Raw genomic sequence first — 25,049 nt, forward strand, 5'->3', positions numbered from 1 at the left:
GCACCGATGACTGCCAATCTGGCCGCCCTGCTTTATCTCATCGCGGGCATCCTGTTCATCCTGGCGCTGCGGGGCCTCTCGCATCCCACCACGTCGCGGCAGGGCAACCTGTTCGGCATGGTCGGCATGGGCATCGCCGTGCTCACCACGCTGGCGCTCTCCCCGCCCGCCGACGCGTTCGGCTGGGTGCTGGTGATCGCGGGCATCGCCATCGGCGCCGGTGTCGGCGCCGTTGTGGCCCGCCGCATCGCCATGACCGCCATGCCGCAGCTCGTCGCCGCCTTCCACTCGCTGGTGGGCCTCGCGGCAGTGCTGGTCGCGGCTGCCGCGCTCTATGCGCCCGCCGCCTTCGGCATCGGTGACTACGGCCACATCCACGGCGCGAGCCTCGTGGAAATGGTGCTCGGCGTCGCCATCGGCGCCATCACCTTCACCGGTTCGGTGATCGCGTTCGCCAAGCTCAACGGCAACATGTCGGGCAAGCCGATCATGCTGCCGGGCCGGCACTACATCAACGGCGGTCTGACGCTGCTGCTGCTGGTGCTGATCGTCGCCTTCGTGATGACCGGTTCGTCGGTGCTGTTCTGGCTCATCACCATCCTGTCGCTGGTGCTCGGCGGCCTGCTGATCATCCCGATCGGCGGCGCCGACATGCCGGTGGTCGTCTCCATGCTCAACTCCTATTCGGGTTGGGCGGCGGCCGGCATCGGCTTCACGCTGGGCAACACCGCGCTCATCATCACCGGCGCGCTGGTCGGCTCCTCCGGCGCCATCCTGTCCTACATCATGTGTAAGGGCATGAACCGCTCCTTCATCTCGGTCATCCTCGGCGGCTTCGGCGGCGAGGTGGCGGGTGCGGCCGGCGGCGCGGTGGAAGCCCGCCCCGTGAAGCAGGGCTCGGCGGACGACGCGGCCTACATCATGAAGAACGCCCAGAAGGTCATCATCGTGCCGGGCTACGGCATGGCGGTGGCGCAGGCCCAGCACGCCTTGCGCGAGATGGCCGACAAGCTGAAGGCGGAAGGCGTCGAGGTGAAGTACGCCATCCACCCCGTGGCGGGCCGCATGCCGGGGCATATGAACGTGCTGCTGGCGGAAGCCCAGGTGCCGTACGACGAGGTCTTCGAGCTCGAGGACATCAACTCGGAGTTCGCCCAGGCGGACGTGGCCTTCGTCATCGGCGCCAACGACGTGACCAACCCCGCCGCAAAGACGGATCCGGCCTCGCCCATCTTCGGCATGCCGATCCTCGACGTGGAGAAGGCCAAGACCGTTCTCTTCATCAAGCGCGGCATGGGCTCGGGCTATGCGGGCGTGGAGAACGAACTGTTCTTCCGAGACAACACCCTGATGCTCTTCGGCGACGCCAAGAAGGTCACCGAGGAAGTGGTGAAGAACCTCTGATCGGGTTCTTCCCGCAGGATCGAAACGAGAAGGCCCCGGAGCGATGCTCCGGGGCCTTTGTTTTGGCAAGGCGTTGCGGTTCCGGTCGGGATCGAGCGGTTAGACCAGATCGTCCAAGGCGACGCCGAGGGCGGAAGCGATCCGCTTCAGCGTGTCGATGCCACCCTCCCGTTTGCCGGTTTCGATCTGGGAGAGGAAGGGCTGGGCAATCTCCACCCGCCAACTCTCACGCCGCCGCCGGTGCCGGGACGCGCGGTTCGCGCAAGGCGATGATGGCGAGCGCGGCCGCGACACACAGCACGCCGGCGAAGAAGAAGGCGGGCAGGTAGGTGTCATAGGCGGTGCGGGTGAAGCCCGCGCCCCAGGCGGCGAAGGCGGCACCCATCTGATGCCCGGCGAAGACCCAGCCGAAGACGAGATTGGCCCGCTCGCCGAAGCGGTCCGCCGTCAGCTTCACGGTGGGTGGCACGGTGGCGACCCAATCCAGCCCGTAGAAGACGGCGAAAACGGACAGTTCGTAGAAGCTGAAGCTGGTGAAGGGCAGGTAGATCAGCGACAGGCCGCGCAGTCCGTAATACCAGAACAGCAGGGTGCGGCTGTCGAAGCGGTCGGAGAGCCAGCCCGATCCCACCGTGCCGGCGAAATCGAAGACGCCGATGACGGCGAGCATGCCCGCGGCGGCGACGGGCGCCAGGCCGAAATCTCCGCACAGCGAGACGAAATGGGTCTGCACCAGACCGTTGGTGCTGGCGCCGCAGACGAAAAAGGTGCCGAACAGCATCCAGAAGATGCGGGTGCGGGCGGCATCGCGCAGGGCCAATAGCGGCGAGGCGAGCATGGCGGAGAGGCTCGCCGGCCCGGCGGGTGCGGCCGGGACCGTGCCGGCAGGCGCTCCAAAGGGCGCAAGACCGACATCCGAGGGGCGGTCGCGCATCAGTGCCAGCACGATGAGAGCGGCGACACCAAGCAGCACCAGCACGACGGTCAGTGCGCTACGCCAGCCGAGCGTCTGGGTCAGTTCAGCGAGCAGCGGCAGGAAGACGAGTTGCCCGGTGGCCGTGCTGGCGGTGAGCAGGCCGATCACCAACCCCCGCCGGGCGACGAACCACCGGGTGGCGACGGTCGCGCCCAGCACCATGGCGGTGAGCCCGGTGCCGAAGCCGACCACAAAGCCCCAGAGCAGAACGAGCTGCCAGAGCTGCGTCATGGCAAAGGAGCCCAGCACGCCTGCGAAGATGAGCGACAGGGCCACCACGGCCACCCGCCGCACGCCGAACCGGTTCATGAAGGCCGCCGCGAACGGTCCCATGAAGCCGAACAGCACGAGGCGGATGGCGAAGGCGGACGAGATGGCCGAGGTGCTCCAGCCGAACTCCTGCTGCAGGGGTCCTATGAGGATGCCCGGCGTGCCCACCGCGCCGGCGGTGACCAGCATGGTGAGGAAGGTCACGAAGGCGACGACCCAGCCGTAATGGATGCCCAGGCGGGCAAAGGCGGCCGGGACGGGGGATGGCTGAAGAGCGGGGGCGGGGGAGGACATGGCGGAATCCAGTTTAGGGGCACATGCCCGTATCAGGGTAAAAGATCACAGCAACTGGTTCAGTTGGTCCAGGAGGGCGAGACGCTCGGCGCCCAGACGCCGGCCCATGTCCGTCTGGCAGTCTTCCCAGAGCGGCTCGGCTGCCCGGAGCGTGGCCGTGCCGGTCTCCGTGAGCGAAGCGGCGGCCTCGCGCTGATCCTTGCCGCGCCCGAGCGCCACCAGCCCCTGCTTCTCCAGCACGCGGACGTTGCGGCCCATGGTGGAGCGGTCAAGGGCCAGCAGCCGCCCCAGCTCCGTCAGGCTGACCGGCTGCCGCCGCTCGATGGTGCGCAGGATGGAGAATTGCGCGACATTGATGCCGGTGGGCGCCAGCGCCGTATCGTAGAGGGCCGTCATCTTGCGGGTGGCGATCCGCAGGCGGGTGCAGTGGCACGGTGGAGACATGAATTGGGTATATGCCCGCATCAACCTGTCGTCAATTCCGTAAGCGCGATGGCGCATGGGCCTCTTCGGTTGCCTCGCCGGCGCTTCCCCCTACTCTGATGGGGCAATAACAAGGGGGAGTTCCATGGGCCAGCACAGCAGACAGCCGTTCACCGGACGCTACCGAGCCGCCCTTGCGGCACTGGCTTTCCTCGCTAGCGCGCTGCCGGCCGCCGCGGCCGAGGTGGTGGCGCTTGGCGCCAGCCAGACCTATGGCAAGGGAGTGGCGCGGGGCGAGGACTATCCCTCCCGCCTTCAGGTTCTGTTGCGGGAGCAGGGGCTCAAGGTGAGCGTCCGCAATGCGGGCGTGAACGGGGACACCACCGCCGGCATGCGGGCGCGCCTGCCTTCCGTGGTCGGCGCCGATACGCGGGTGGTGATCCTCCAGCCCGGCGGCAACGACAAGATGAAGGGGCAGGCGGATCAGACCAGCTCCAATGTCAGCGCCATGAAGGCGGAGCTGGAAGCCCGCCACATCAAGGTGGTGATGCTGCCCAATCACGCCTTCGCCGGCTATCCGCGCCAGGCCGATGGCCAGCACCTGCTGCCGGACGGCTACAAGGCCGTTGCCGCCCAACTCGCCCCGCAGGTGGCCGCCGCCCTGAAGTGAGGGGGGGCAAACCGGGAGGGACCGCCACCAGGAAACCGAGATAAGCCTATTTTCTGTCAATCGATGTCAGGTCGATTTTCAGGGGGTGAGCGTAGGGGTTTTCCCCCTTGCGCAAGGCGGCTTCGCGTGCGGCGGCACTCGCCTCGGCTTCCTTGTCCTCCTGCTCCCGCAATTCTTCAAGCTGAGCCTTTAGCGGCTCCATCTTCTTCTGAATCTCGCTGAGTTTGGTCTCAAGCTTGCGGATCTCTTCCTGAACATCAGCTCCGCTCGTGCCGGAGGAGCTTTTCAATTCACTGATCTGCCTCTCCAGGGCTTTCTCCTGGAGATTGAGCTTGTAGAGCGCGGCGGTGGTGGCGGGTCTCCCGGATGGAGCGACGATCCTCAGGATCTTGTCCGATATGACAACCATGGGGCGCCCTCATCATGCAGAGATGAGAACGAGCGTCGCGCGAGCCGCTTGCATGAGGCTGACTATAGCTGACTTGCCCGGAGCCTGTTCGGCAACGGGGGGCGGGCGGCAGTCCCCTGTTTCCGCTCCACCCCACGGAGCTGATCCGGTCGCAACGGGCGCGGACGTGCCGGGCGGCGATTCAAAAGAGCGCTTTGGCTTCGCGGAAGGATGGGGCGGATTGCGGGCGTGAATGGAAGGGGGACGGCAGTAAGCGCGCAAAGGCGCCCGATCCACCCGTTCCAGCGGCAGCTCCCGTCCCGCGATGATCGCAGGCGTTCCTGAGCGCCGGCTCCATTGGTGACGGGACGGCACCGGCCGCCCCGTCTTCCCTTTCAGGCTGGACAGCGGCGCGCTTACGCCCCTTCCATCTGCTCCAGTTCGGTGATCATGCTCTCGATGAGGCCGAGGCCGGTCTGCCAGAAGGCCGGGTCGCGGGCATCGAGGCCGAAGGGAGCGAGCAGCTCCGAATGGTGCTTGGTGCCGCCCGCCGCCAGCATCTCCAGATAGCGCTCGGCGAAGCCGTCAGAGGCCTTCTGATAGACCGCATAGAGCGAGTTCACGAGGCAGTCGCCGAAGGCATAGGCGTACACATAGAAGGGCGAATGGATGAAGTGCGGGATGTAGGTCCAGAAGGTCTCGTAGCCCGCGCTGAGATTGATGGCCGGGCCGAGGCTCTCGGTCTGCACGTCCATCCACAGTTCGCCGATGCGCTCGGCGGTGATCTCGCCCTGCCGGCGCTCGGTGTGGACCTTGCGCTCGAAGGTGTAGAAGGCGGTCTGGCGGACCACCGTATTGATCATGTCCTCCACCTTCTGGGCGAGCATGATCTTGCGCGCCTGCGGCGTCTCGGCGGCGGCGAGCAGGCGGCGGAAGGTCAGCATCTCGCCGAACACGGAGGCCGTCTCCGCCAGCGTCAGCGGGGTGGGGGCCATGAGCGCGCCCTGCCGGCCGGCCAGCACCTGATGCACGCCGTGGCCCAGCTCGTGGGCGAGCGTCATCACGTCCCGCGGCTTGCCCTGGTAATTCAGCAGCACATAGGGATGCGCCGAAGGGACGGTCGGGTGGGCGAAGGCGCCGGGCGACTTGCCGGGGCGCACGGGCGCATCGATCCAGTTCTTGTCGAAGAAGACGCGGGCGATGTCCGCCATGCGCGGCGAGAAGGTGGAATAGGCGCCGAGGACGGTGTCGCGGGCCTCGTCCCAGCCGATGTCGCGGGTGTCGACCTTGGGCAGCGGGGCGTTGCGGTCCCAGAACTCCAGCTTCTCCTTGCCGAACCACTTGGCCTTCAGGGCGTAATAGCGGTGCGACAGGCGCGGGAAGGCCTCGCGGATGGAGGCCACCATGGCGTCCACCACCTCGCGCTCCACGCGGTTGGCGAGGTGGCGGCTGTCGGCCACATCCTCGAAGCCGCGCCAGCGGTCGGAGATTTCCTTGTCCTTCGCCAGCGTGTTGGTGATGAGGCTGAAGAGGCGCAGGTTCTCCGAGAAAGTCTGTGCGAGGGCCTGACCGGCTGCCTTGCGCACGGCCTCGTTCGGGTCCTGCATCAGGTTCAGCGTGGGCTCGATGGCGAGTTCCTTGCCGTCGACGCTGAAGCGCAGCGAGGACATGGTCTCGTCGAACAGCCGGCCCCAGGCCCCGCGCGCCGGGCTCGACTTCTCGTGGAACAACTGCTCCACGCGATCTTCGAGCTGATAGGGCTTGTCCTTGCGCAGGTCTTCCACCCATGGGCGGTAGTGGCCGAAGGCGGCGTCCTTCAGCGCCGCTTCCACCTGCGCATCCTCCAGCCGGTTCATCTCCAGCGTGAAGAACAGGAGATGGGTGGAGCTGTCGGTCAGCTTTTCCTGAATGTCGCTGAAGAACTTGGCGCGGGCCGGATCGGCGGTGTCGCCCGCATAGACGAGGCTGCCGAAGGAGGCGACACGGCCCATCAGGTCGTCGATGGCCTCATAGCGCTTCACGGCGGCGCCGAGCTGCGCGCCCGCATCGGCGGCGGCGGCGATATCGGCGAGCTTGCCCTTATAGTCCGCCTCGAAGGCCTTCGAGAGGGCATCGGCCTCGGCAAGGTCGGTGGCGATCCTGGGATCGTCCATGCCCGCATAGAGGTCGGCAAGGTTCCATTCCGGCAGCGGCGTGGCCGGCGCGGAGGCGGTCGCGGCGTCAGGGGTCAGGAAGGAAACGGGACCGAACATGGCGCCTCCAGAAGCGTCGAAACGACTGTGCCGGTCATACCGCGCAACCGCGCCCGCCTTCAACGCCATGCGCGCCCTTTTGATGCCGCAGCTGTGCCCGTTTCGTTAACCCAGTCCGGTGAAGCTTGTGGGAATCGTGCGGGGCCGGATTCCTATTATGTCGCGTATCCTTTTGGTGGAAGACGATTTTTTCGAATGCAGCCGGGTCGAATCGGCGCTCTTGCATCAGGGGCATGAGGTGGTCTGCGTGGGCGACGGAGACGCGGCGCTCGCCCGTCTCGATGCCGAACCGTTCGACCTCATGCTGCTCGATCTGGTGCTCCCCGGCCTCGACGGCATGGGCGTGCTGCGGACGCTCGAGGCGCGCGGGTCCAGCGTGCCCGTCATTGTCAGCGTGACGCCGGCCGGCATCGACGGCGCTGCATCGGCCATCCGGGCGGGCGCGCGGGACTTCGTGGTGAAGCCCGCCGGCGCCCTTCGCCTCAAGGTGGCGATCACGAATGCGTTGGCGCTCGCCGGGGCAGGGGCGGTGTCCGAGCGCCCTGCCGCGCCCGTTGCCGGCGCGCCGGTGCGCCTGCGTCTGGCCCATGACGCGGACTGGACTGCGCAGGACCGCAGCGGCCAGCCGGCCCCAAAAGCCTGCGGCATCAACGAGAGTCTGCCGTTCCTTGATGCCCTCGGCCATACCCGCACGCTGGAGCAGCTGGAGGCGGACGCCATCCGCGCGGCGGTTTCGCTCTACGGCGGACGCATGAGCGAGGTGGCGCGCCGCCTCGGCATCGGCCGGTCCACCCTTTACCGAAAGCTAAGTGCTTTGGGCTTGCCTGTTCCCGAGCCGGTTTCGCCGCTGGCTGTTGCCGCCGAGTGACAGGGCGGCGTCCGTCGCGTTTGGAAAGCAGGATTGATTTTGCTTTTCCGGCGGCGATGGCAATGCTCGCTATGGTTAAGCATGTGACTCGCTGCGCGGGTCGCACCGTCAGGTCAGGCCATGTCAGGCGAACCGCATCCGGCGCTGAGGCGCAGGGTGGTGGGCAAAGTTGGGGCAGGCTGAGAAAAGTTGGGTCAGATGAAGCGTCCCTTGCTGCGTCCTCTTCCGTGGCCGTCCGCCGGCCGCGTCTTCGCCGGCTTGATGCTCGGTGCGGTGTTCGCCGGCGCCGGCCTGCCGGTGCTGATGCCGGCCGACCCGGCCGTCGCCTCCACCGATGACACCTCCCCCGCGAGCCGTGCGGCTGCGGCCTCCGAGGCCAATGGCATCGCCTGGCCGCCGGCCCATGTGGAGCCGGGCCACGTGTCCACGCCGGCCGCGAAGCAGGCGACCCCCGCCGCTCCCGTAACGCCGGCGCCCGCCGCGACGCAGGCTGCAACCCCCGCTCCGTCCGCCCCCGCGGCGCCGGCCAATGCCGCTGCCACTCCGGCCGCGCCTGCGGTCGCAACCCCGTCCACCACGGCGGAAGCCCCCAAGCTCAATCCCTTGGCTGAGCAGGTGCGCCAGATCCTCGCCGTTCCCGCGCTTGAGGGGCTCGGCATCACCAAGCGCGAGCAGGAGGCCATCCAGTCCTTCTATGCCGCGCGTCAGGACGAGCCGGTCTTCGTCACCGACAAGGGCCTGAATGCCGTCGGCAAGGGCGTCGAGGCGCGTTTCGCCGCCGCTGCCGAGGATGGCCTCGATCCGGCCGCCTATCCGGTGCCCAAGCTCGCGGCCCAGCCGGACCTGCCGGCGCTTGCCCGCGCCGAGGTGCGTCTCGCGGCCTCGGCCCTCCTTTACGCGCGCCACGCCCAGGCCGGCCGCTTCGATCCCTCGCGGATCTCGCCCCAGCTCACGCCGCTGCGCACCTTCCCCGATCCGGTGACGGTGCTCTCCGGCCTCGTCGACGCCAAGGACGCCAGCGCGGTGCTGGCCGCCTACAACCCCACCCATGCCGGTTACAAGGCCCTGAAGGCGAAGCTCGCGCTGGCCGACAGCCACGCCGGCCCCGCGCCCGTGCGGGTGCCCGGCGGCCCGACGCTGCGTCCCGGTGACATGGATGCCCGCGTGCCGGCGCTGCGCGCTCGCCTCGGCCTCAAGTCCGCGACCGCCAGCGACCGCCTCTATGACGCCGATCTCGCCCGCGCCGTCGCCGCCTTCCAGGGCGCCTCGGGCCTCAATGCGGACGGCGTCGTCGGCCCCTCGACGCTGGAAGTGCTGAACCGGGTGGAAAACCCGGCCGAGCGCCGCGCCGACATCATCGCGAATATGGAGCGCTGGCGCTGGCTGCCGCGCGATCTCGGCTCCGTCCATGTGATGGTGAACATTCCCGAGTTCGTGGTGCGCGTGGTGGATGACGGCAAGACCATCCACCAGACCCGCGTGGTGGTGGGCAAGCCGGAGAACCAGACGCCGCTGCTGACGCACGACATGGAATATGTCGTGCTGAACCCCTACTGGAACATCCCGCCCTCCATCGCCCGCAAGGAGATGCTGCCGAACCTCCAGCGCGATCCCTATTTCCTCGCCCGCCAGGGCATGGAGGTGGTGAAGAACGGACGCGTGGTGGACCCCGGCACGGTGAACTGGGCGCAGGGCACGGGCGGCTATTCCTTCCGCCAGCCCCCCGGCGAGCGCAATGCGCTCGGCCGCATCAAGTTCATGTTCCCGAACGACCACTCGGTCTATCTGCACGACACGCCGTCCAAGGCGCTGTTCGCCAACGACCGGCGCGCCTACAGCCACGGCTGCATCCGCGTGCAGGATCCGCTGAAGTTCGCCGAGGTCATCTTCAACATCGGCATGCCCGGACAGGGCTGGACCGATGAGAAGATCGGCAAGATGCTCGGCGGCGCGGAGCGCTATCTCACGCTCAAGCAGCGCATTCCCGTTCACCTCGTCTATTTCACCACCTTCGTGGATGACAGCGGCCGCCTCGTCTCGCGCGAGGATGTCTATGGCACCAACGCCAAGGTGAAGGAGGCCCTCGGCCTCGACGGCGAGCAGAAGGTGGCCGGCCGCGCGGTGCCCGTCCCCCGCTGAGGGCGCTTCTAGCCGCACTGATCCCGATGTCCGAAAGGGGCCGCCCGCGTGCGGCCCCTTTTGCTTTTGAAGCCTGCGCGCTCGGCTGAAAAGCCGTGGGTAAATCGGTCGGGATTGTGGCAACGGGTGTTGGCGGCAATCCGCCTGTTTAGGAATTCATTTGGAATTTCCGTTAACTAAAGCTTGCGTGTAACTTGCGTGACACAGGCGGGCGGCAAGATTCCGCCACAGTGCACGGCTACTCACGCCAGCGTGACTACAGGGCGACGGGCGTCAACCCGCCCTTAACCGAGCCCGGCAAGACTCTGTTGAGCATCGCACCGCGCGTACGCGCGCGGCATGGATAGACCTGAGCCTCGGGTTCTGGATTTTGCCGAACAAGAACAACACTCGCCTTCCGCTTCGCATCTGGACGTCGGACCGGAGCGGCATCGCGCTCTCGCCCTCCGTGCGGCGGACCGCCCGTTCGCTGGCGGTGGCGGCGACCCTCTTCCTGTGCGGCACCGGCACGTTGCAGAACGCCGTCGCGAACGGCGACACGCGCACGCTCACCTTCACGAATCCCCACACGGGCGAAGCCGGCTCCTTCACCTTCAAGAAGGACGGCCGCTACGACCCGGAAGTGCTGAAGCAGCTTAACTGGCTCGCGCGCGACTGGCGCAAGGATGAGCCCATCGAGATGGACCCCCATCTCTTTGACCTCCTCTGGGAGGTCTATCGGGAGGTCGGGGCAACCGCGCCCATCACCCTCCTGTGCGGCTACCGCTCGCCCTCCACCAATGCGATGCTCCGCTCCCGCAGCAAGGCGGTGGCCGAGACCAGCCAGCACATGCGCGGCAGGGCGATGGACTTCTACATCCCCGGCGTGCGCCTCGCGGAACTGCGCGAGACCGGCCTGCGGCTCCAGCGCGGCGGCGTCGGCTTCTATCCGTCGCAGAACTTCGTCCATATGGACACCGGCGGCGTGCGCATGTGGCCGCGCATGAGCCGCGAGGAACTGGCCCGCGTCTTCCCGGATGGCAAGACCGTGCTCATTCCCACCGACGGCAAGCCCATGTCCGGCTACCAGCTGGCGCTGGCGGAACTGGAAGCGCGTGGCAGCGTCGCCTCCGACGCGCCGCAGGCCGACGGCTTCAAGGGCATCCGCAATTTCTTCGCCTCCCTGTTCGGCAAGCCGGCGCCGGAGGAAAGCGACGCGGGCGAAGTGGAAGGCGTGCAGCCCGAGCGCGCGCCGCGCGCCACCCAGGTGGCGAGCGCGGCCCCGTCCCGTGCCGCGACCCCGGCTCCGGCGCCCGCCGCTTCTGCGCCTCTGCCGCCGCCGCAGGCCTCCCGTCCGGTCGTGACCGCCGTTTCCACAACGCCGCTGCCCTCCGCCCGTCCGGCCGAGATCGCCGCCGCCGCCATGCTCACCGCCCACGCCACCAACGCGCCCTTTGCGCCGCTGCCCATCAAGCGGCCGCAGGCGCCGACGCAGGTGGCGAGCCTGGAACCGGCCGGCGCGCCGGTGCCGTTGCCCGCCGTCATCATGCGCGGCACCAGCGAGCGCAGCGAGATCATGGGGCCGCCGCCCTCCACCGCGCTCGGCTATGCCGCCGGCGGCGACATCGCGTCGGCCCTGCCGCCCAATCCCGCCATCGCCGCCGCGCCCCAGCCGCGCCTGCGCGGTTCGAGCCGCACGGCTGCGGACATCCCGTTCGGCCGCGTGTTCCGCGGTCCGGGCCTGTGGGGCGAGGCCTATCTCAAGATGCCGGAGACGCGGGTCTTCACCGCCTTCCTCACCGCGCCGCAGGAAGTGGTGGCGCAGGGATTCGGCAAGGACCCCATGGGCGGCCTCTCCACCTCGCGCTTCAGCGGCGAGGCGATTGCTGTGCTGCCGACCTACGTCTTCCAGGCGCCGCCCGTGCGCCTGAGCCAGCGCGGGCTGTGACCCGCGCCTTTCGCGCGACGGTCCAGACATGAAAAAGGCCCGGCGCGATGCGCCGGGCCTTTTTGTGTTCCGAGGGGCTGTGCCGCCTCAGGCGAGGCCGAGGGCCTGCATGTAGAGTTCGAGGATCGCTTCCTGCTCCTGACGCTCCTGCGCGTCCTGGCGGCGGATCTGCACGATCTTGCGGACGGCCTTGGAATCGAAGCCACGCGCCTTCAGCTCCGCATAGACGTCCTTGATGTCGTCCGCGATCGCCTTCTTCTCTTCTTCAAGGCGCTCGATGCGCTCGACGAACTGCCTGAGCTCATCGGCGGCGACCCCGGTATCAGCCACGTCTGCCGTCATTCTCTCACTCCTGCCCGCCGTCCGGGCCATGTGCACCATCACGGTGCAGAATTGTCCTGCGCTCCTCCATCAAGAGCGGTCCGGCCCCGAGAGGCCGCTGTCGAAGGGGAAGGTGGCGCCCGGCCCAAAGCGTGCGCGCCCCTCCACCATTGGGGGGAGGATAGAGGGGCAAAGAAGAGCGTCCCGTCAAGGACGCGTCCCCGCAATCCACGCCGGTGGGGAAAACCCCGCAATTCCTGTTGCCTCAATGGCTGGGCTTGGCCTGCTCGAAGGCGGCTTTCTGGGCGTCGGTCGCCTCGCGCTGGTGGAGCGCCTTCCAGTCCTCATAGGGCATGCCGTAGATGGCCTGCCGGCTCTCGTCCTTGCTCAGCGGCAGGCCCGCTTCCTGGGCTGCGTCCAGATACCAGTTGGACAGGCAGTTGCGGCAGAAGCCGGCGAGGTTCATCAGGTCGATGTTCTGCACGTCGGTGCGTGCAGCGAGATGCGCCACCAGCCGGCGGAAGGCGGCGGCCTCCAGCTTGGTGCGTTCGTCTTCCGACAGGTCGGTCATGTTCAGGCTCCTCGGCGTCCCGCTTGCGCGGGTGTGGGGCGATGTTGGCTCCCGATGTGGCGCGGCGGGGCCGTTCGTGCAAGCTTTAGGCCGCCGCGGCCCCGCCGTCGCTCCCGCCTGCTTCGAGAATTTTCACGCCTCCATGTCCCTTATCTCCGTGTCTTTCGTCTGCGTCGGCGCGGGTGCGCGCCAATGACGAGCCAGCCTGCGCCGTCCCTGCGCCTCGCCGCCGGCATTTCCGCCCTCGTGCTGGGCGCGCTCGCCATGGGCGCTTCCGTGCTCTTCGTACGCCTTGCCGATGTCGGTCCGTTTGCCAGCGCCTTCTGGCGCACCGCCCTCGCGCTGCCCTTCCTGCTGGTCTGGGCGCGGATCGAGACCGGGCCGCGCCTGCCGGTGCCGGATCGGGCGAGCGTGCTCGCCGGCCTGTTCTTCGCAGGTGACCTCATCTTCTGGCACCTCGCCATTCTCGGCACGACCGTCGCCAATGCGGCGGTCCTGGCCACCACCTCCCCCATCTGGGTGGCGCTCTATGCCTTCTTCATGCTGCGCGAGCCCTTCACGAAGCCGCTGGTGGCGGGGCTCCTCCTGTGCATCGCCGGTACGCTGGCGCTGATCGGCCAGAGCTGGCAGTTCGCGCCGGAGAAGCTGGCGGGCGATGCGGCGGGGCTCATCACCGCCATGTTCTTCGCCTCCTATTTTCTCTCCGTCCGTGTGGCACGGCGGCGGTTCGGGGCGGGGCTCGTGACCTTTCTCTCCACCGCCATCACCAGTCTTGCCCTCCTCGTGGTGGCGCTGGTGATGGAGCCGGTGCTGCTGCCGCATACGCTTCAGGGCGCGCTCGCCGTGCTGGCGCTGGCCGTGGTGAGCCAGGTGGGCGGGCAGGGGCTTATGGCTGTGGGGCTCTCCGTGGTGCCGCCGGTTTTCGGCGCGCTGGTCTTCTTTCTGGAGGTGGTGTCGGCGGCGGCGCTTGGCTGGCTGGTGCTCGGCGAGCATCTCGGCCTGCTGCAATATTGTGGCGCTGCCCTTATCGTGCTCGGGCTGGTGATGGCGCGCCCGCGCCCCGGCCCGGTTCCGGAACCTGGCCTGCCGTGAGGGTCGGCGTGGGGCGCCTCCATGCTGCCGCCTTCCGGTGTCAGGGAAGCCGGCCGGCCCGGCCCGTCCGGCGCCGATTCCCTCTTATTCTCCGCCGTGTTGACGGCCAGACCTCCGGCAGGCACACAACGGCGCTCATGGTGTCAGACGATCCGAAGCACTCCGCAGGCATGATCCGACCGTTTCTCCACCATCTGGAGTATTTCCGCGCGATCCGGATGCGGATGCGCGCACGCCTTCCGTTGCTGCTGGCGCTGCTAGGCACCGTCGGTCTGTTCAGCGTCGTCCTTCCCGATCCCGCCGCGGCCGACTTCCGCCTCTGCAACCGCACGCAGAGCCGCGTGGGGGTGGCCATCGGCTACAAGGAAGGGGAGAACTGGGCCACGGAAGGCTGGTGGAACATCGCCGCCAACAGCTGCGAGACGCTGCTGCGCGGGGATCTCGTTGCGCGCTTCTATTATCTCTATGCCGTCGATTACGACCAAGGCGGCGAGTGGTCCGGCAAGGCCTTCATGTGCACCCGCGACAAGGAATTCACCATCCGCGGGGTGGAGGACTGCCTCGCGCGCGGCTTCGACCGCACCGGCTTCCTTGAGGTGGATACCAAGGAGCAGAAGGGCTGGACGGTGCAGCTCACCGAGAGCAACCAGACCGGCACCCGCCCGCAGGGGGCGGCCTCACCCGCGCCCATGCCGCCGCCGGCACCTCCGGCGCGCCGCTGAAGCCGGGACCTCAGATGCCCCGGCCGTCCACCTTGGTGGCGAGCTGGGAGACCAGTTCCTTGGCAGGCGCGAGGTTGGGATTGACGGCGAGCGCCTTGCGGGCCGCCTCCAGCGCGCGCGGCTCGTCGCCGATCTCGCGCAGGATCATCGCGAGGCCGAGCAGCATGGTGTAGTGGCGCGGCTCGCGGGCCAGCACCTCGCGGATGTCGAGCAGCGCATCCGCGTAATCGTCCTGGAGATAATAGACCGTGGCCCGGCGGCTGAAGCCGGCGAGCGAGTCGGGCTCGATCTCCACCACCTGATCGAGCAGGGCGAGGGCGAGATCATACTGCTTGGCTTCAGCGGCGGCATTGGCGCGGGCGAGCAGGAGTTCGCCGGCCGTGCTCTGGGTCTCGCCGAGGAGCGGCTCCAGCCGTTCGCCCACGGCTTCCGCGGTTGCCTCGTCGGGCGCGAGCCGCAGGGCCTCGAACAGGGCGTTGATCTGGGTGCGCTTGTCGCGGGGCGGCTTGGGGCGGGGGGCTGTCTCGGCGGGCGCAGTTGCCTCGGGCCTTGACGGCACGGGTCCCGTCGTCTGCGCCTCGGCCTGCGAGGCGGCGGCCAGCGCCACCGCCAGCACGAGGGCCATGCGGCGCGACTTGAAGTGCGTCACCAGCGCCGCGCGCGTGGTGACCCGGCTCCCGCGGAGCGCGAGCTTCTTGGATGGGATGCGTCCGGGATGCGGAGCAAGAATGCGCGGCGGCTTCATGAGCCAAGTGTCGGGCGCAAGGGTGCGCCCGTCAACACCGAGGCCGGCCAAGCCGCGCATCTGTGATCGCGCCGCACGGAGCGGCGCGGCAGACCTCAGCCCTGGCGCGCCTTGTAGCGCTTCTGGGTCTTGTTGATGATGTAGATGCGGCCCTTGCGACGGACCAGACGGTTGTCGCGGTGACGGCCGAGCAGGGACTTCAGCGAGTTGCGGATCTTCATGACACTTGCCTTCGGCCGACCGCGGCGCGCTTCACCGCGCGGCTCATCGGGCCATTAGAATGGATCGGAGCGCGCCTGATACGGGGCGCGCGGACGGATGTCAATTCCCGAGCGTTGCCAAGGGTTCGAATCCCGCCCTGTTCACAGGCCGGCCTCCGCCAGCGCCTCCGCCTGACGGGCCGCAACCGCCTCGTGGGAGAAACCGACGATGGCCTCCTCGAACAGCGCATGGAAATTCTGCTCGGCCCTCAGGTGCAGGAAGACGGCACCGAGGCCGATGGCGGCCCGGTCCATGAAGACGAATTCGCGGGGCACCGTCACGGGGCCGAGGCGCTTCAGGGCGGTGTGCACCTGGAAGGCCTCCTTCCGGCCGTACTGGCCCGGCTCCACGCCGTCGGCGATGGTGCGCACCCGGTCGTCCAGCAGCGGGCCATAGATGAAGCGCGCCCAGATGTTGAGGGTGTCGATGAGTTCGCGGGTGAGGCCGTTGAAGCCCCACGTCTCATAGGCATGGACCACGCGGGCCTCGTCATGCGCCTCAAGGCCCCGGTAGAGGTCCACCACGCCCGCCACGAAGCGCGGCGGGAAGATGCGGATGCAGCCGTAATCGAGCAGGTTGATGCCCTGCGGCCCGCCATCCGCATCCGTGAAGACGGTATAATTGCCGAGGTGGGGGTCGCCATGGATGACGCCATACTGGCTGAAGGGCAGCCACCAGGCGGTGAACATGGCCCGCGCCAGCAGGTTGCGCTCCTCGAGGCTGTGATCCTTGAAGGCGAGGATCTTGGTGCCTTCCAGCCATTGCAGCGTCAGCAGGCGGCCGGTGGAAAGGTCGTCACGCACATGGGGCACGCGCACATGGGGCTGGCCGGCGAGCATCCGCGCATAGAGCTTCGCGTGCTTGGCCTCGCGCCGGTAATCCAGTTCCTCGCGGATGCGGGCGCCGATCTCGGTGGCGATCTCCCGCGTGTCGATGGCCGGGTCCATGCGGCGGTGAATGGAGAAGAGGACGTCCAACTGGTTGAGGTCCGCCTCCACGGCGGCCTGCATGTCCGGATACTGGAGCTTGCAGGCGAGCTGGTCGCCATCGAGCGCCACCGCCCGGTGCACCTGCCCCAGCGAGGCGGCGGCGGCGGGCTTGTGCTCGAAGGAGGAGAAGCGGCTTTCCCAGTCGCGGCCCAGCTCGGCCATCATGCGACGGCGCACGAAGCTCCAGCCCATGGGCGGGGCATCGCTCTGGAGCTTCTGGAGTTCGCTCGCATATTCCGGCGGCAGCACGTCCGGCACGGTGGCCATGAGCTGCGCCACCTTCATGAGCGGCCCCTTGAGCCCGCCGAGCGCCGCCGCCAGCGCTTCCGCGTTGCCCGCGCCCGCCCCGCCCATCAGCCGCGCGCCGGCGATGCGCGCGGCAACGCCCCCCACATTCACGCCCACACGGGCATAGCGCGCGGCGCGCGCGGAGAAGCGGTTGCGTTCGGCATCGTCTTGAGAAGTCATGGGGCGCCTTTTCTGCTCGCCCCCTTTACGCCGCTCAGCTGCGTGCGGATCGGACGGTGAGCGCCAGGAGGACGAGCAGGGAGAGAGGGGTCAGCACGTCTGTATAAAGAATGGGGCCGGCATTGCCGGCCGCAAGATTGCCCGTGCTCACGATCTGCACGACGTGACCCACCGCCGCGCCCCCGAGGAAGCCGCCCGTCATCACCGCCACCGCAAGGCGATAGCCCCAGTTGCGGTACCACACGCCGATGAGGCCGGCGACACCGATGCCGAGATTGGCGACGCCCACCTCGAACTGGAATGGGCTCGGCGCCCAGCCGATGCTGGCGGCGGCCTGGGCGGCGAAGACAATGTGCCCGAGCGCCGCCCACAGGCCGACGAGGCCGACCGGAAAGAGCAGGATGTAGGCGATGAGCCGCTCCAGCACGAAGCCGGCGGTGCGGGTCTGCGTCCGGCGCACGGAAAGGCCGGTGCAGAGGAGAACCAGCACCCACGCGATGATCGGAACCCAGAAGACCATTTTCCCGCCCCGCCAAATGACCCAAGGAAATCAATTCATACCATCGACGCCGGGGATTGGCGCCCCTGCGGCGTGGCTGCGCTTGCGCCGGGGCCGGGGCAGCCCTAGAGGTCTGGTCATGAGCTTCTGGCGCGCACCACGATCGGGCTTCGGGCGGTGGGTCTTCCCCCTGTTGCTGGCCTATGCGCTGCTCATCCAGTCCGTCATCGGCACGCTGGCTTCGACCGAGCACAGCGTTGGTGTGGCTGCCGGCTTCGTCTGCGAAGGCAGCGCGGGCACGGACCACGGCCCGTCGGACGGCGCGGGACACGATGCCCTGTGCTGCGTCTTCGGCTGCACGGCCGCCGCCGCGCCGGCTCTGCTCGATCCGCCGGCGCCTTTTCTCCTGACAGAGCGCGACACCGCCGTCATCCGCCTCGCTCCGCTGCCCGACGGCGCACCGGCGCGGGCGCGGCGTCAGCTCTCCTTTGCGGCCCGGGGGCCTCCGGCGCGGGTCTGATCCCCCGCCACCGATCTTCCCCTTTCAGGTCCTTCAGGAGACTGTCATGACCCAGACGTTCGTTTCGCGCGCGCGCCCGCTTGCCGTGGCCGCGCTGGTTTCGCTCACCGCCGGTTCCGCCTCCGCCCATGTGGTGCTGGCGCAGAAGGAAGCCCAGCCGGGTTCCTATCAGGGCACGCTCAAGGTGGGTCACGGCTGCGACGGCAGCGCGACCACCGCCATCAAGGTCACCATTCCCGAGGGCGTGGTGGGTGTGAAGCCCCAGCCCAAGGCCGGCTGGACCATCGCCATCGAGACCGGCCCTTATGCCAAGGCCTATCCGATGATGCACGGCAAGCCCGCCACCGAGGGCGTGAAGACCATCACCTGGTCCGGCGGCAACCTGCCCGACGCTTATTATGACGAGTTCGTCTTCGTCTCGACCCTCACCCCGGACGTGGCCGGCCAGACCCTTTATTTCCCGGTGCTCCAGACCTGCGAGAAGGGCTCCACCAACTGGGCGGAGACGCCGGTTGCCGGCCAGCCCGTGCCGCCGCGTCCCCCGGCCATCCTCAAGGTGGCGCAGGCGGCAGCCTCCGCTCCGGCCGCTTCGGCGCAGGTGAAGGTGGGCGATCTCGTCCTTGACGCGCCCTGGACGCGCGCAACCCCTGGCGGGGCCAAGGTGGCCGGCGGCTTCCTCAAGATCACCAACACCGGCAGCGCGCCGGACAAGCTGCTGTCCGCCAGCTTCGAGCGGGCGGCCAAGGGCGAGGTGCATGAGATGAGCATGGCCAACGGCGTCATGACCATGCGCGAGCTGGCCGGCGGCCTCGAGATCGCGCCCGGCAAGACCGTCGAACTGGCGCCGGGCGGCTACCACCTCATGTTCATGGACCTGAAGCAGCCGCTGAAGGAAGGCGAGAAAGTGAAGGGCACCCTCGTGTTCGAGAAGGCCGGCAAGGTGGACGTGACCTTCGACGTGCGCGGCATCGGCGCGACGGCCCCCGCCGCCGGCGGGATGGGCAACATGGGCCACCAGCACTGAACGGGGGAGGGCGCGGGCGGTTCGTCCGCGCCCTCACGCCACCGCGAAGAGCGGCCGCTCGCGGCGCAGTTCCTCCTCGATCACCTGTTCGATCTGGTCGAGGGCCGGCAGGCGGTTCTCCGCCCGGCTGTAGAGCGCATACTCGAAATGCGGCAGCGGCTGCGTGCCGAGGTCGCCGATGGTCATCAGGTCCGGCCGCAGCGAACGAGCCGAGCGCAGGGTGATGCCGAGACCGGCACCCACGGCCGCCATGACGCCCGGCAGGCTGGGGCTGGTGAGGGCGATGCGGAAGGACCGTCCCGCCGCCGTGAGTGCCGAGATGGCGGCGCTGCGGAAGATGCAGGGGCTCTCGAACATCAGAAGGGGCACCGGTTCCTCCGGGTTGAGCCGCAGGCTGCGGGCGCCGATCCAGCACATCTGCTCGCGCATGATGAGCCGCGTGGGCACGTCCGTCTCCACGCGATAGCCGGCGGCAAGGTCCAGCTCGCCGATCCGCAGCTTCTCGATCATGGTGTTGGTCGAGCACACCCGCACGGTGATGGGGGCGCCGGGAAAGAGGCTGCCGAGCCGGGCCAGAATGCGCTGGAGCGCCGATTCCGCCACATCCTGCACGAAGCCGAGCCGCAGCGGTTCGGAAAAGCCGCTGCGCAGGTGATGGCCGAGCACGCGGTCATTCAGGTCGAGCAGCCGGCGGGCGTCGTCGAGAAAGGCGGCCCCGCGCGGCGTGAGCGCGACGCCGCGCCCCTTGCGCTCCACCACGGGAAAGCCGAGCTGCTCGGCGAGCCGGTCCATCTGGAGGCTCACCGCGGACTGGGTGCGGCCGATCCTCTGGGCGGCGGCGGAGATGGAGCCCAGCTCCGCCACCGCCGCGAAGCTGCGCAGGAGATCGAGATCGAGATTCTTGATGCTCATGCTATGAGCATTGAAAAAACCTGGGCTCAAATCAATCAATTTTTCTCATGTTACGTCGGGCGGTAGGGTGCGCCATCCCTGAAGGAGGCACCCATGCCCATTCTCAATGTGAAGCTCTCAGCCCCCGCTGCCACCTCCGTCGCGCAGGTGGCGCAGACCCTCACCCGGCTGACGCAGGAAATCCTGCGCAAGGACCCGAATCTCACCGCTGTCGCGATCGATGTCGTGCCGGCGGAGCAGTGGTTCATCGCTGGCCAGAGCCTTGCGCAGGCCGGTCTTGCCAGCTTCTGGCTCGATATCGTGGTGGTGGACGGCACCAATACCAAGGACGAGAAGGCCGCCTATGTGGCGGGCGTGTTCGCGGCCATGTCGGCGCTGCTCGGGCCGCTTCACCCGGAAAGCTATGTGCTGGTGCGGGAAGTAAAGGCGGATGCCTACGGCCATGGCGGCCTCACGCAGGAGCAGCGTTACGTGGAACGAAAGATGAAGGCCGCGTAAACGCGCAAATATTTGCGAAATGCCCTGACGCTAACTTCGCCTTTACCGGCGGCGCGCAACACTCTGCCCCACAGTAAGCGTTGCGTATGGGTTGCGTCTCATGAGTGTGGTGCGTAAAGGGGCGCCCCGCCGGGCGCCCCGCCTCTCCGGCGGGGTCGACTTCGCGGAACCGTCTCGCGCGATCCCGACGGACCGCATTCTGATCGGCGATTGCGTCGAGCAACTGGCGAGCCTGCCGCCGCACAGCGTCGACATGGTCTTCGCCGATCCGCCCTACAATCTCCAGCTCCAGGGCGAACTGAAGCGTCCCGACGACAGCCGCGTCGATGCGGTTGACGATGCCTGGGACCAGTTCGAGAGCTTCGAGGCCTACGATGCCTTCACCCGCGCCTGGCTGCTGGCGGTGAAGCGGGTCATGAAGCCGAACGCGACCATCTGGGTCATCGGCTCCTATCACAACATCTTCCGCGTCGGCGCGCTGATGCAGGATCTGGGCTTCTGGATCCTGAACGACGTGGTGTGGCGCAAGTCGAACCCGATGCCGAACTTCCGCGGCCGGCGGTTCACCAACGCCCACGAGACCATGATCTGGGCCGCGCGCGATCCCGGCGCCAAGGGCTACCAGTTCAATTACGAGGCGCTGAAGGGCGGCAATGAGGATGTGCAGGTGCGCTCCGACTGGCTGCTACCCATCTGCACCGGCGGCGAGCGCCTCAAGGATGCGCAGGGCCGCAAGCTGCACCCGACGCAGAAGCCGGAAGCGCTGCTCGCCCGCGTGATGCTCTCGGCCTCCAAGCCCGGCGACGTGGTGCTCGATCCCTTCCTCGGCTCCGGCACCAGCGCGGCGGTGGCCAAGCGCCTGCGTCGCCACTTCGTCGGCGTCGAGCGCGACGAGACCTATGCGGCGGCCGCCGCCGCCCGCATCGATGCCATCGAGCCGCTGCCGGAAGCCGCCCTTGTGGCCCCGCCCAGCGCCCGCGAGGCGCCCCGCGTCGCCTTCTCGGCGCTGGTGGACAGTGGGCTTGTGACGCCCGGCCTCGAACTCACCGACGCCAAGGGACATGTCCGGGCCGTGGTGCGCGCCGATGGCACCATCGCGCTCGTGAATGCCGCCACGCTGGCGGTGGGCTCCATTCATCGCATGGGCGCGCTGGCGCAAGGCGCCGAAGCCTGCAACGGCTGGACATTCTGGCATGTGGAGCAGGAAGGCCGCCGCCATCCCATCGATGTGCTGCGTGCCCGCCTGCGAGCCGAAATGGGCATCCGCTCGGAAGAGTGAGCCGAAACGATTTTCTCAAAACGGCAATGGGGCGGGCGGATCATCTCCGCTCGCCCCATTTGCGTTGAGGGCTTCAGGTCAGCCGTTCGGCGGTCTTTGCCGCCGGACGGTCACAGGCGGGAAGGAATGCCGAAGTGAGCCGGGCCCGAATGGGCATCCTTGTCCGAGAAGGGGCCGACGATGGCGTCCTGCGTCGCAGCCTGCGCCTGCGGAGCGGCCGTGCGAGCGGTGGCCTGCGCGGTGAAGGGCAGCAGGGGCTGGTTGTGCGCGGCGCTCTCGGCGGCGACCGCATACTGATCGCGGACTTCCTGAGTGGTGTATTCGTCCGCCTGGGCGACGCTGGTCAGCGACAGGCCGGCGACGAGGGCAAGAGCAGCATAAGACAGGGTGCGCATGGGAGTGTTCCTTGTTTGATGTTGGGGCGGCGTCAGCGCCGCTCCGTGTCGAGGGAAGAGATAGCTCTTTCCGATCGGGATATAATCACCTTGTTTCGAAGATGAATGCGTCCGAAACGGAAGCAATCAGGTCGCCTCCGTAGCGTTCAGACGCCTCGACGCCTTCAGATGAGCGCTACGCGGCCTTCACTGCTGGACGGTCACAGGCGGGAAGGAATGCCGAAGTGGGCCGGGCCCGAATGGGCATCCTTGTCCGAGAAGGGGCCGACGATGGCGTCCTGCGTCGCGGCCGGGGCCTGCGCCTTGGAGGCAGCGGTACGGGCGGTGGCCTGCGCGGTAAAGGGCAGCAGGGTCTGGTTGTGCGCGGCGCTCTCGGCGGCGACCGCATATTGGTCGCGGACTTCCTGGGTGGTGTATTCGTCCGCCTGGGCGACGCTGGTCAGCGACAGGCCGGCGACGAGGGCAAGAGCGGCATAAGACAGGTTGCGCATGGGAGTCTTCCTTGTTCGGTGTCGGGCGGCGTCAGCGCCGCTCCGTTTCGAGGGAAGAGATAGCCCTTTCGGTCCTGCGGATAATCGGCCGTTTGCGAAACTCATTATCCCGGATCGAGCAGTAATCCAGATCCGTTCTGCGGCGTTTAAGCTCCTTCAGCCCTCGCCGATCCGCCCGTGCGCCAGCACTTTGCGCATGACGGAGGGCAGGGCCTCGCGGTCAAATCCGGAAGGGTGCACCCAGCGATGGCCATCGGGCGCCGGTGTGCGCGCCGGCACATCGGCCCGCAGCACGGACAGGGTGAGGGCGAAGTGGGTGAAGACATGCTCCACCGCGCCGGGCAGCGGCCGCCACCGTGCCGCCAGCGGAGCGTGGGTCGCCGGGGTTTCGGGTCTGGCGCCCCAAGGGGTTGAGGGCACCTCGGTCATCTTGGCCAGCAGTCCCTTGTCGGGGCGGGTGCGCAGGAGCACGGCGCCGTCCGCCCGAACGATCAGGAAGGCGATGCCCTCACGCTTTGGCTTCTCGCCCTTCGGCGCCTTCACCGGGTAACGGGCGGGATCGCCCTCCGCCCGTGCGGTGCAGGGCTCCATCCAGGGACAGAGCGGGCAGGCGGGGCTGCGTGGCGTGCAGATGGTGGCGCCGAGGTCCATCATGGCCTGCGCGAAATCGCCGGGCCGCCGCTCCGGCGTCAGCGCCGCGGCCAGCGCCTTGATGCGGGGCTTCGATTTGGGCAGCGGCTCGTCCACCGCATACAGGCGGCTCACCACCCGCTCGATATTGCCGTCCACCGGGCTCGCTTTCAGATCGAAGGCGATGGCGGAGATCGCTGCGGCCGTATAGGGGCCGATGCCCGGCAGGTCGAGCAAGGCTGCCTCGTCGGCCGGGAAGTGTCCGCCGTGGCGCGCCACCACCGCCTTGGCGCAGGCGTGCAGGTTGCGGGCGCGCGCGTAATAACCGAGCCCCGCCCAGGCCGAGAGCACCTCTTCCAGCGGCGCCTCCGCCAGATGCCGCACGGTGGGCCAGCGGCGCAGGAAATCGGTGAAATAGGGCCCGACCGCCTTCACCGTCGTCTGCTGGAGCATGATCTCCGACAGGAAGACGTGGTAGGGATCGGCGGTGCGTCCCGCTTCCGCCCGCCAGGGCAGGCGGCGCCGGTGCCGGTCGTACCAGGCCAACAGGGCCGAGGGGGCGGGGGCGGTGCTGGACCTGGGGGCCTGCCGTTTCGTGGCGGCGGGCGTCGGGGCGGTCGGCTTGGCGGCGGTGGCGCGGGCGGTCATGGCGGCACCGTGCCGTCTGCCGCGGGCCGGGGCAAGGCCCTTCCCGTGGGTGGTTTTGGAGAACAGCGGTTCGTCATGCGCAAGCCGAAGCAGGCCCATCTGCTCGCCGATCTCGTCGGCCCCAGCATTGCCGAGGCGCTGGGCCGCGCGGGCTTTTCCATCGTCGAGATCGTCACCCACTGGGACGAGATCGTGGGGCCGGACCTCGCCCCGCGCACCCTGCCGCTGAAGATGCAGTGGCCGAACCGGCAGGGCACCGAGCCCGCAACCCTGATCGTGCGGGTGGAGGGGGCCTATGCCATCGAACTGCAATATGCGGCCCCGGTCGTGGTGGAGCGCATCAATGCCTATTTCGGCTGGCGCTGCGTCGGCCGTCTCGCCTTGCGGCAGGGGCCGGTGCCCCGGCGCAGCGGGCCGCCGCCCCGCGTGCCCGAGCCGGCGCCCAGCGAGCTGGAAGCGGCGCGGCGCCTTGTTCCACCGGGCGAGGACGAGGCTCTCACCAGCGCGCTGACGCGGCTGGGTGCCCTGGTGCGGCGCGAGCGCGGCGGCGGCTGACCCACGGCCGCACCGGCAGGTCGTCCGAAGCGTGCGCCGGAAAAGGTGAATGGGAAGGGGTTGGCCGCCGCACCTCTGCCATGTTAGCGCGATCCTGTCTGCGCCGAATGTTCCCGGAGACCTTCATGTTGCTTCATCGTCGCCGTTTCCTCGAAGGGGTCGGCCTCCTTGCCCTGGCCGGCGGCGTGGGCCTGCCGCTCGCCCGTCTTCTGGGCGTGTCCGTCGATCTCATCTCCCCGGCCGCCGCGCAGACCGTCGAAGACGCCAAACTCACGGCGCCTGCCGCGAGCCCCCTGCCGGTGAAGGCGCTCGGCAATCCGAAGGCGCCGGTCACGATCATCGAATATGCCTCGATGACCTGCAGCCACTGCGCCGCCTTCGCCACGCAGACCTTCCCGACGCTCAAGACGAAATATGTGGACACCGGCAAGGTGTACTACATCCTGCGCGAGTTCCCGTTCGATCCGGTCTCCACCGCCGCCTTCATGCTGGCGCGCTGCGTGCCTGACGACAAGTACTTCCCGATGGTCGAGACCCTGTTCGAGACCCAGCGCTCCTGGGCCTTCGGCAACAATCCGGCCGCCGGCCTGCTCACCGTCGCCAAGCAGGCGGGCATGAGTGAGGCGGACTTCGAGAAGTGCCTCACCGACAAGGATCTCGCTGAGAAGGTTCAGGCGAGCGCCCAGTACGGCAACAAGGAACTGGGCGTCGATTCGACCCCGACCTTCTTCATCAACGGCAAGAAGATCGCCGGCGCGATCTCCATCGCCGACCTCGACAAGGAACTGGCGCCCCTGCTCCAGGGCAAGTGAGCCGTT

At 68.2% G+C, this 25,049-nt stretch carries 28 protein-coding genes; 13 read left to right on the top strand and 15 right to left on the bottom strand.

Going from position 1 to position 25,049, the window contains the following annotated elements; all coding sequences use genetic code 11:
- Positions 1 to 6 precede the first annotated feature (6 nt).
- On the top strand, positions 7 to 1,404 hold the full coding sequence (locus AZC_RS02200) for an NAD(P)(+) transhydrogenase (Re/Si-specific) subunit beta (protein ID WP_012168963.1): 1,398 nt from the start codon (positions 7 to 9) through the stop codon (positions 1,402 to 1,404).
- 99 nt (positions 1,405 to 1,503) lie between these two features.
- Here AZC_RS02200 and AZC_RS26025 read toward each other — a convergent pair whose 3' ends face one another.
- The 3 genes from AZC_RS26025 to AZC_RS02210 are packed head-to-tail and all read right to left on the bottom strand — an operon-like array spanning position 1,504 to position 3,388.
- Positions 1,504 to 1,620, bottom strand: coding sequence for a helix-turn-helix domain-containing protein (locus tag AZC_RS26025; RefSeq protein WP_420794812.1), 117 nt, complete (start codon positions 1,618 to 1,620; stop codon positions 1,504 to 1,506).
- Between the two features lie 10 nt (positions 1,621 to 1,630).
- A complete protein-coding gene (locus AZC_RS02205) occupies positions 1,631 to 2,944 on the bottom strand; it encodes an MFS transporter (RefSeq protein ID WP_012168964.1) in 1,314 nt (437 codons plus the stop codon).
- Between the two features lie 45 nt (positions 2,945 to 2,989).
- Positions 2,990 to 3,388, bottom strand: a complete 399-nt coding sequence (locus tag AZC_RS02210) for a MarR family winged helix-turn-helix transcriptional regulator (protein ID WP_012168965.1) — start codon at positions 3,386 to 3,388, stop codon at positions 2,990 to 2,992.
- Between the two features lie 124 nt (positions 3,389 to 3,512).
- Between AZC_RS02210 and AZC_RS02215 the strand changes: the two genes are divergently transcribed.
- Positions 3,513 to 4,037: a GDSL-type esterase/lipase family protein gene (locus AZC_RS02215; protein ID WP_043878787.1), complete on the top strand. Its 525-nt coding sequence runs from the start codon at positions 3,513 to 3,515 to the stop codon at positions 4,035 to 4,037.
- Between the two features lie 46 nt (positions 4,038 to 4,083).
- Here AZC_RS02215 and AZC_RS02220 read toward each other — a convergent pair whose 3' ends face one another.
- Entirely contained in the window at positions 4,084 to 4,446 is a 363-nt protein-coding gene (locus AZC_RS02220) for a FlxA-like family protein (RefSeq protein ID WP_012168967.1), read from the bottom strand.
- 395 nt (positions 4,447 to 4,841) lie between these two features.
- Positions 4,842 to 6,677: a M3 family oligoendopeptidase gene (locus AZC_RS02225; RefSeq protein ID WP_043878788.1), complete on the bottom strand. Its 1,836-nt coding sequence runs from the start codon at positions 6,675 to 6,677 to the stop codon at positions 4,842 to 4,844.
- A gap of 157 nt (positions 6,678 to 6,834) precedes the next feature.
- Between AZC_RS02225 and AZC_RS26385 the strand changes: the two genes are divergently transcribed.
- From AZC_RS26385 to AZC_RS02240, 3 genes are all read left to right on the top strand, one after another.
- Positions 6,835 to 7,545 carry a response regulator gene (locus AZC_RS26385; RefSeq protein ID WP_043878789.1) on the top strand — a complete coding sequence of 237 codons (711 nt, stop codon included), beginning with the start codon at positions 6,835 to 6,837 and terminating at the stop codon, positions 7,543 to 7,545.
- A 210-nt stretch (positions 7,546 to 7,755) separates the two neighbouring features.
- Entirely contained in the window at positions 7,756 to 9,684 is a 1,929-nt protein-coding gene (locus AZC_RS02235) for a L,D-transpeptidase family protein (RefSeq protein WP_148209784.1), read from the top strand.
- Between the two features lie 370 nt (positions 9,685 to 10,054).
- Complete coding sequence (locus tag AZC_RS02240) at positions 10,055 to 11,611, top strand: DUF882 domain-containing protein (protein ID WP_012168971.1); 1,557 nt, start codon at positions 10,055 to 10,057, stop codon at positions 11,609 to 11,611.
- Between the two features lie 87 nt (positions 11,612 to 11,698).
- Here AZC_RS02240 and AZC_RS02245 read toward each other — a convergent pair whose 3' ends face one another.
- Together AZC_RS02245 and AZC_RS02250 are read right to left on the bottom strand one after the other, a co-directional pair.
- Positions 11,699 to 11,953: a DUF2312 domain-containing protein gene (locus AZC_RS02245; protein WP_081433878.1), complete on the bottom strand. Its 255-nt coding sequence runs from the start codon at positions 11,951 to 11,953 to the stop codon at positions 11,699 to 11,701.
- Between the two features lie 244 nt (positions 11,954 to 12,197).
- Positions 12,198 to 12,503, bottom strand: coding sequence for a DUF1244 domain-containing protein (locus AZC_RS02250; protein WP_012168973.1), 306 nt, complete (start codon positions 12,501 to 12,503; stop codon positions 12,198 to 12,200).
- 192 nt (positions 12,504 to 12,695) lie between these two features.
- On the opposite strand from AZC_RS02250, the gene AZC_RS02255 reads away from it, so the two are divergent.
- Both AZC_RS02255 and AZC_RS02260 read left to right on the top strand, forming a co-directional pair.
- Positions 12,696 to 13,595, top strand: coding sequence for a DMT family transporter (locus tag AZC_RS02255; protein ID WP_012168974.1), 900 nt, complete (start codon positions 12,696 to 12,698; stop codon positions 13,593 to 13,595).
- Positions 13,596 to 13,765: 170 nt separating this feature from the next.
- A complete protein-coding gene (locus AZC_RS02260; protein ID WP_420794813.1) occupies positions 13,766 to 14,317 on the top strand; it encodes a DUF1036 domain-containing protein in 552 nt (183 codons plus the stop codon).
- Positions 14,318 to 14,327: 10 nt separating this feature from the next.
- Here the strand turns inward: AZC_RS02260 and AZC_RS02265 are convergent, their stop codons facing one another.
- The 4 genes from AZC_RS02265 to AZC_RS02280 all read right to left on the bottom strand — a co-directional run bounded on the left by AZC_RS02265 (position 14,328) and on the right by AZC_RS02280 (position 17,300).
- The gene (locus tag AZC_RS02265; protein WP_012168976.1) at positions 14,328 to 15,122 is read right to left on the bottom strand and encodes a tetratricopeptide repeat protein; all 795 of its coding nucleotides are present in this window, start codon (positions 15,120 to 15,122) and stop codon (positions 14,328 to 14,330) included.
- 35 nt (positions 15,123 to 15,157) lie between these two features.
- Positions 15,158 to 15,283: a type B 50S ribosomal protein L36 gene (gene ykgO / locus AZC_RS02270; protein ID WP_012168977.1), complete on the bottom strand. Its 126-nt coding sequence runs from the start codon at positions 15,281 to 15,283 to the stop codon at positions 15,158 to 15,160.
- A gap of 141 nt (positions 15,284 to 15,424) precedes the next feature.
- Positions 15,425 to 16,780 carry an ABC1 kinase family protein gene (locus tag AZC_RS02275; protein ID WP_012168978.1) on the bottom strand — a complete coding sequence of 452 codons (1,356 nt, stop codon included), beginning with the start codon at positions 16,778 to 16,780 and terminating at the stop codon, positions 15,425 to 15,427.
- A 34-nt stretch (positions 16,781 to 16,814) separates the two neighbouring features.
- On the bottom strand, positions 16,815 to 17,300 hold the full coding sequence (locus AZC_RS02280) for a DUF6790 family protein (RefSeq protein WP_043878790.1): 486 nt from the start codon (positions 17,298 to 17,300) through the stop codon (positions 16,815 to 16,817).
- Between the two features lie 118 nt (positions 17,301 to 17,418).
- Here AZC_RS02280 and AZC_RS02285 point away from each other — a divergent pair, with 118 nt between their 5' ends.
- Both AZC_RS02285 and AZC_RS02290 read left to right on the top strand, forming a co-directional pair.
- Positions 17,419 to 17,799, top strand: coding sequence for a DUF2946 family protein (locus AZC_RS02285; RefSeq protein WP_043878791.1), 381 nt, complete (start codon positions 17,419 to 17,421; stop codon positions 17,797 to 17,799).
- A 46-nt stretch (positions 17,800 to 17,845) separates the two neighbouring features.
- The gene (locus tag AZC_RS02290; RefSeq protein WP_012168981.1) at positions 17,846 to 18,823 is read left to right on the top strand and encodes a DUF1775 domain-containing protein; all 978 of its coding nucleotides are present in this window, start codon (positions 17,846 to 17,848) and stop codon (positions 18,821 to 18,823) included.
- A gap of 33 nt (positions 18,824 to 18,856) precedes the next feature.
- Here the strand turns inward: AZC_RS02290 and AZC_RS02295 are convergent, their stop codons facing one another.
- Positions 18,857 to 19,735, bottom strand: coding sequence for a LysR substrate-binding domain-containing protein (locus tag AZC_RS02295; protein ID WP_043878792.1), 879 nt, complete (start codon positions 19,733 to 19,735; stop codon positions 18,857 to 18,859).
- A gap of 93 nt (positions 19,736 to 19,828) precedes the next feature.
- On the opposite strand from AZC_RS02295, the gene AZC_RS02300 reads away from it, so the two are divergent.
- Entirely contained in the window at positions 19,829 to 20,233 is a 405-nt protein-coding gene (locus AZC_RS02300) for a tautomerase family protein (RefSeq protein ID WP_012168983.1), read from the top strand.
- Positions 20,234 to 20,333: 100 nt separating this feature from the next.
- A complete protein-coding gene (locus AZC_RS02305; protein ID WP_043878793.1) occupies positions 20,334 to 21,512 on the top strand; it encodes a site-specific DNA-methyltransferase in 1,179 nt (392 codons plus the stop codon).
- A gap of 110 nt (positions 21,513 to 21,622) precedes the next feature.
- On the opposite strand, the gene AZC_RS02310 is transcribed toward AZC_RS02305, so the two are convergent.
- The 3 genes from AZC_RS02310 to mutY all read right to left on the bottom strand — a co-directional run bounded on the left by AZC_RS02310 (position 21,623) and on the right by mutY (position 23,676).
- Complete coding sequence (locus AZC_RS02310) at positions 21,623 to 21,907, bottom strand: hypothetical protein (protein ID WP_043878794.1); 285 nt, start codon at positions 21,905 to 21,907, stop codon at positions 21,623 to 21,625.
- A 200-nt stretch (positions 21,908 to 22,107) separates the two neighbouring features.
- Entirely contained in the window at positions 22,108 to 22,398 is a 291-nt protein-coding gene (locus tag AZC_RS02315) for a hypothetical protein (protein WP_043878795.1), read from the bottom strand.
- A 156-nt stretch (positions 22,399 to 22,554) separates the two neighbouring features.
- Positions 22,555 to 23,676 (bottom strand): A/G-specific adenine glycosylase, encoded by a 1,122-nt coding sequence (gene mutY, locus AZC_RS02320; RefSeq protein ID WP_012168987.1) that lies wholly within the window; start codon positions 23,674 to 23,676, stop codon positions 22,555 to 22,557.
- Positions 23,677 to 23,751: 75 nt separating this feature from the next.
- On the opposite strand from mutY, the gene AZC_RS02325 reads away from it, so the two are divergent.
- Together AZC_RS02325 and AZC_RS02330 are read left to right on the top strand one after the other, a co-directional pair.
- A complete protein-coding gene (locus tag AZC_RS02325) occupies positions 23,752 to 24,231 on the top strand; it encodes a DUF721 domain-containing protein (RefSeq protein ID WP_043878796.1) in 480 nt (159 codons plus the stop codon).
- A gap of 125 nt (positions 24,232 to 24,356) precedes the next feature.
- Positions 24,357 to 25,043, top strand: coding sequence for a DsbA family protein (locus tag AZC_RS02330; protein WP_043879936.1), 687 nt, complete (start codon positions 24,357 to 24,359; stop codon positions 25,041 to 25,043).
- The last annotated feature ends 6 nt before the right edge of the window (positions 25,044 to 25,049 follow it).

Origin of the sequence: Azorhizobium caulinodans ORS 571, assembly GCF_000010525.1 — a bacterium.
In the GTDB taxonomy this organism is placed as follows: Bacteria; Pseudomonadota; Alphaproteobacteria; order Rhizobiales; family Xanthobacteraceae; genus Azorhizobium; species Azorhizobium caulinodans.

Excerpts from the sequence above, each read along its gene's own strand:
- AZC_RS02200 (WP_012168963.1), top strand. The coding sequence starts at position 7 with ATGACTGCCAATCTGGCCGCCCTGCTTTATCTCATCGCGGGCATCCTG.
- AZC_RS02205 (WP_012168964.1), bottom strand. The coding sequence starts at position 2,944 with ATGTCCTCCCCCGCCCCCGCTCTTCAGCCATCCCCCGTCCCGGCCGCC.
- AZC_RS02210 (WP_012168965.1), bottom strand. The coding sequence starts at position 3,388 with ATGTCTCCACCGTGCCACTGCACCCGCCTGCGGATCGCCACCCGCAAG.
- AZC_RS02215 (WP_043878787.1), top strand. The coding sequence starts at position 3,513 with ATGGGCCAGCACAGCAGACAGCCGTTCACCGGACGCTACCGAGCCGCC.
- AZC_RS02220 (WP_012168967.1), bottom strand. The coding sequence starts at position 4,446 with ATGGTTGTCATATCGGACAAGATCCTGAGGATCGTCGCTCCATCCGGG.
- AZC_RS02225 (WP_043878788.1), bottom strand. The coding sequence starts at position 6,677 with ATGTTCGGTCCCGTTTCCTTCCTGACCCCTGACGCCGCGACCGCCTCC.
- AZC_RS26385 (WP_043878789.1), top strand. The coding sequence starts at position 6,835 with ATGTCGCGTATCCTTTTGGTGGAAGACGATTTTTTCGAATGCAGCCGG.
- AZC_RS02245 (WP_081433878.1), bottom strand. The coding sequence starts at position 11,953 with ATGACGGCAGACGTGGCTGATACCGGGGTCGCCGCCGATGAGCTCAGG.
- AZC_RS02250 (WP_012168973.1), bottom strand. The coding sequence starts at position 12,503 with ATGACCGACCTGTCGGAAGACGAACGCACCAAGCTGGAGGCCGCCGCC.
- AZC_RS02255 (WP_012168974.1), top strand. The coding sequence starts at position 12,696 with ATGACGAGCCAGCCTGCGCCGTCCCTGCGCCTCGCCGCCGGCATTTCC.
- AZC_RS02260 (WP_420794813.1), top strand. The coding sequence starts at position 13,766 with ATGATCCGACCGTTTCTCCACCATCTGGAGTATTTCCGCGCGATCCGG.
- AZC_RS02265 (WP_012168976.1), bottom strand. The coding sequence starts at position 15,122 with ATGCGCGGCTTGGCCGGCCTCGGTGTTGACGGGCGCACCCTTGCGCCC.
- ykgO (WP_012168977.1), bottom strand. The coding sequence starts at position 15,283 with ATGAAGATCCGCAACTCGCTGAAGTCCCTGCTCGGCCGTCACCGCGAC.
- AZC_RS02275 (WP_012168978.1), bottom strand. The coding sequence starts at position 16,780 with ATGACTTCTCAAGACGATGCCGAACGCAACCGCTTCTCCGCGCGCGCC.
- AZC_RS02280 (WP_043878790.1), bottom strand. The coding sequence starts at position 17,300 with ATGGTCTTCTGGGTTCCGATCATCGCGTGGGTGCTGGTTCTCCTCTGC.
- AZC_RS02285 (WP_043878791.1), top strand. The coding sequence starts at position 17,419 with ATGAGCTTCTGGCGCGCACCACGATCGGGCTTCGGGCGGTGGGTCTTC.
- AZC_RS02290 (WP_012168981.1), top strand. The coding sequence starts at position 17,846 with ATGACCCAGACGTTCGTTTCGCGCGCGCGCCCGCTTGCCGTGGCCGCG.
- AZC_RS02295 (WP_043878792.1), bottom strand. The coding sequence starts at position 19,735 with ATGAGCATCAAGAATCTCGATCTCGATCTCCTGCGCAGCTTCGCGGCG.
- AZC_RS02300 (WP_012168983.1), top strand. The coding sequence starts at position 19,829 with ATGCCCATTCTCAATGTGAAGCTCTCAGCCCCCGCTGCCACCTCCGTC.
- AZC_RS02305 (WP_043878793.1), top strand. The coding sequence starts at position 20,334 with ATGAGTGTGGTGCGTAAAGGGGCGCCCCGCCGGGCGCCCCGCCTCTCC.
- AZC_RS02310 (WP_043878794.1), bottom strand. The coding sequence starts at position 21,907 with ATGCGCACCCTGTCTTATGCTGCTCTTGCCCTCGTCGCCGGCCTGTCG.
- AZC_RS02315 (WP_043878795.1), bottom strand. The coding sequence starts at position 22,398 with ATGCGCAACCTGTCTTATGCCGCTCTTGCCCTCGTCGCCGGCCTGTCG.
- mutY (WP_012168987.1), bottom strand. The coding sequence starts at position 23,676 with ATGACCGCCCGCGCCACCGCCGCCAAGCCGACCGCCCCGACGCCCGCC.
- AZC_RS02325 (WP_043878796.1), top strand. The coding sequence starts at position 23,752 with ATGCGCAAGCCGAAGCAGGCCCATCTGCTCGCCGATCTCGTCGGCCCC.
- AZC_RS02330 (WP_043879936.1), top strand. The coding sequence starts at position 24,357 with ATGTTGCTTCATCGTCGCCGTTTCCTCGAAGGGGTCGGCCTCCTTGCC.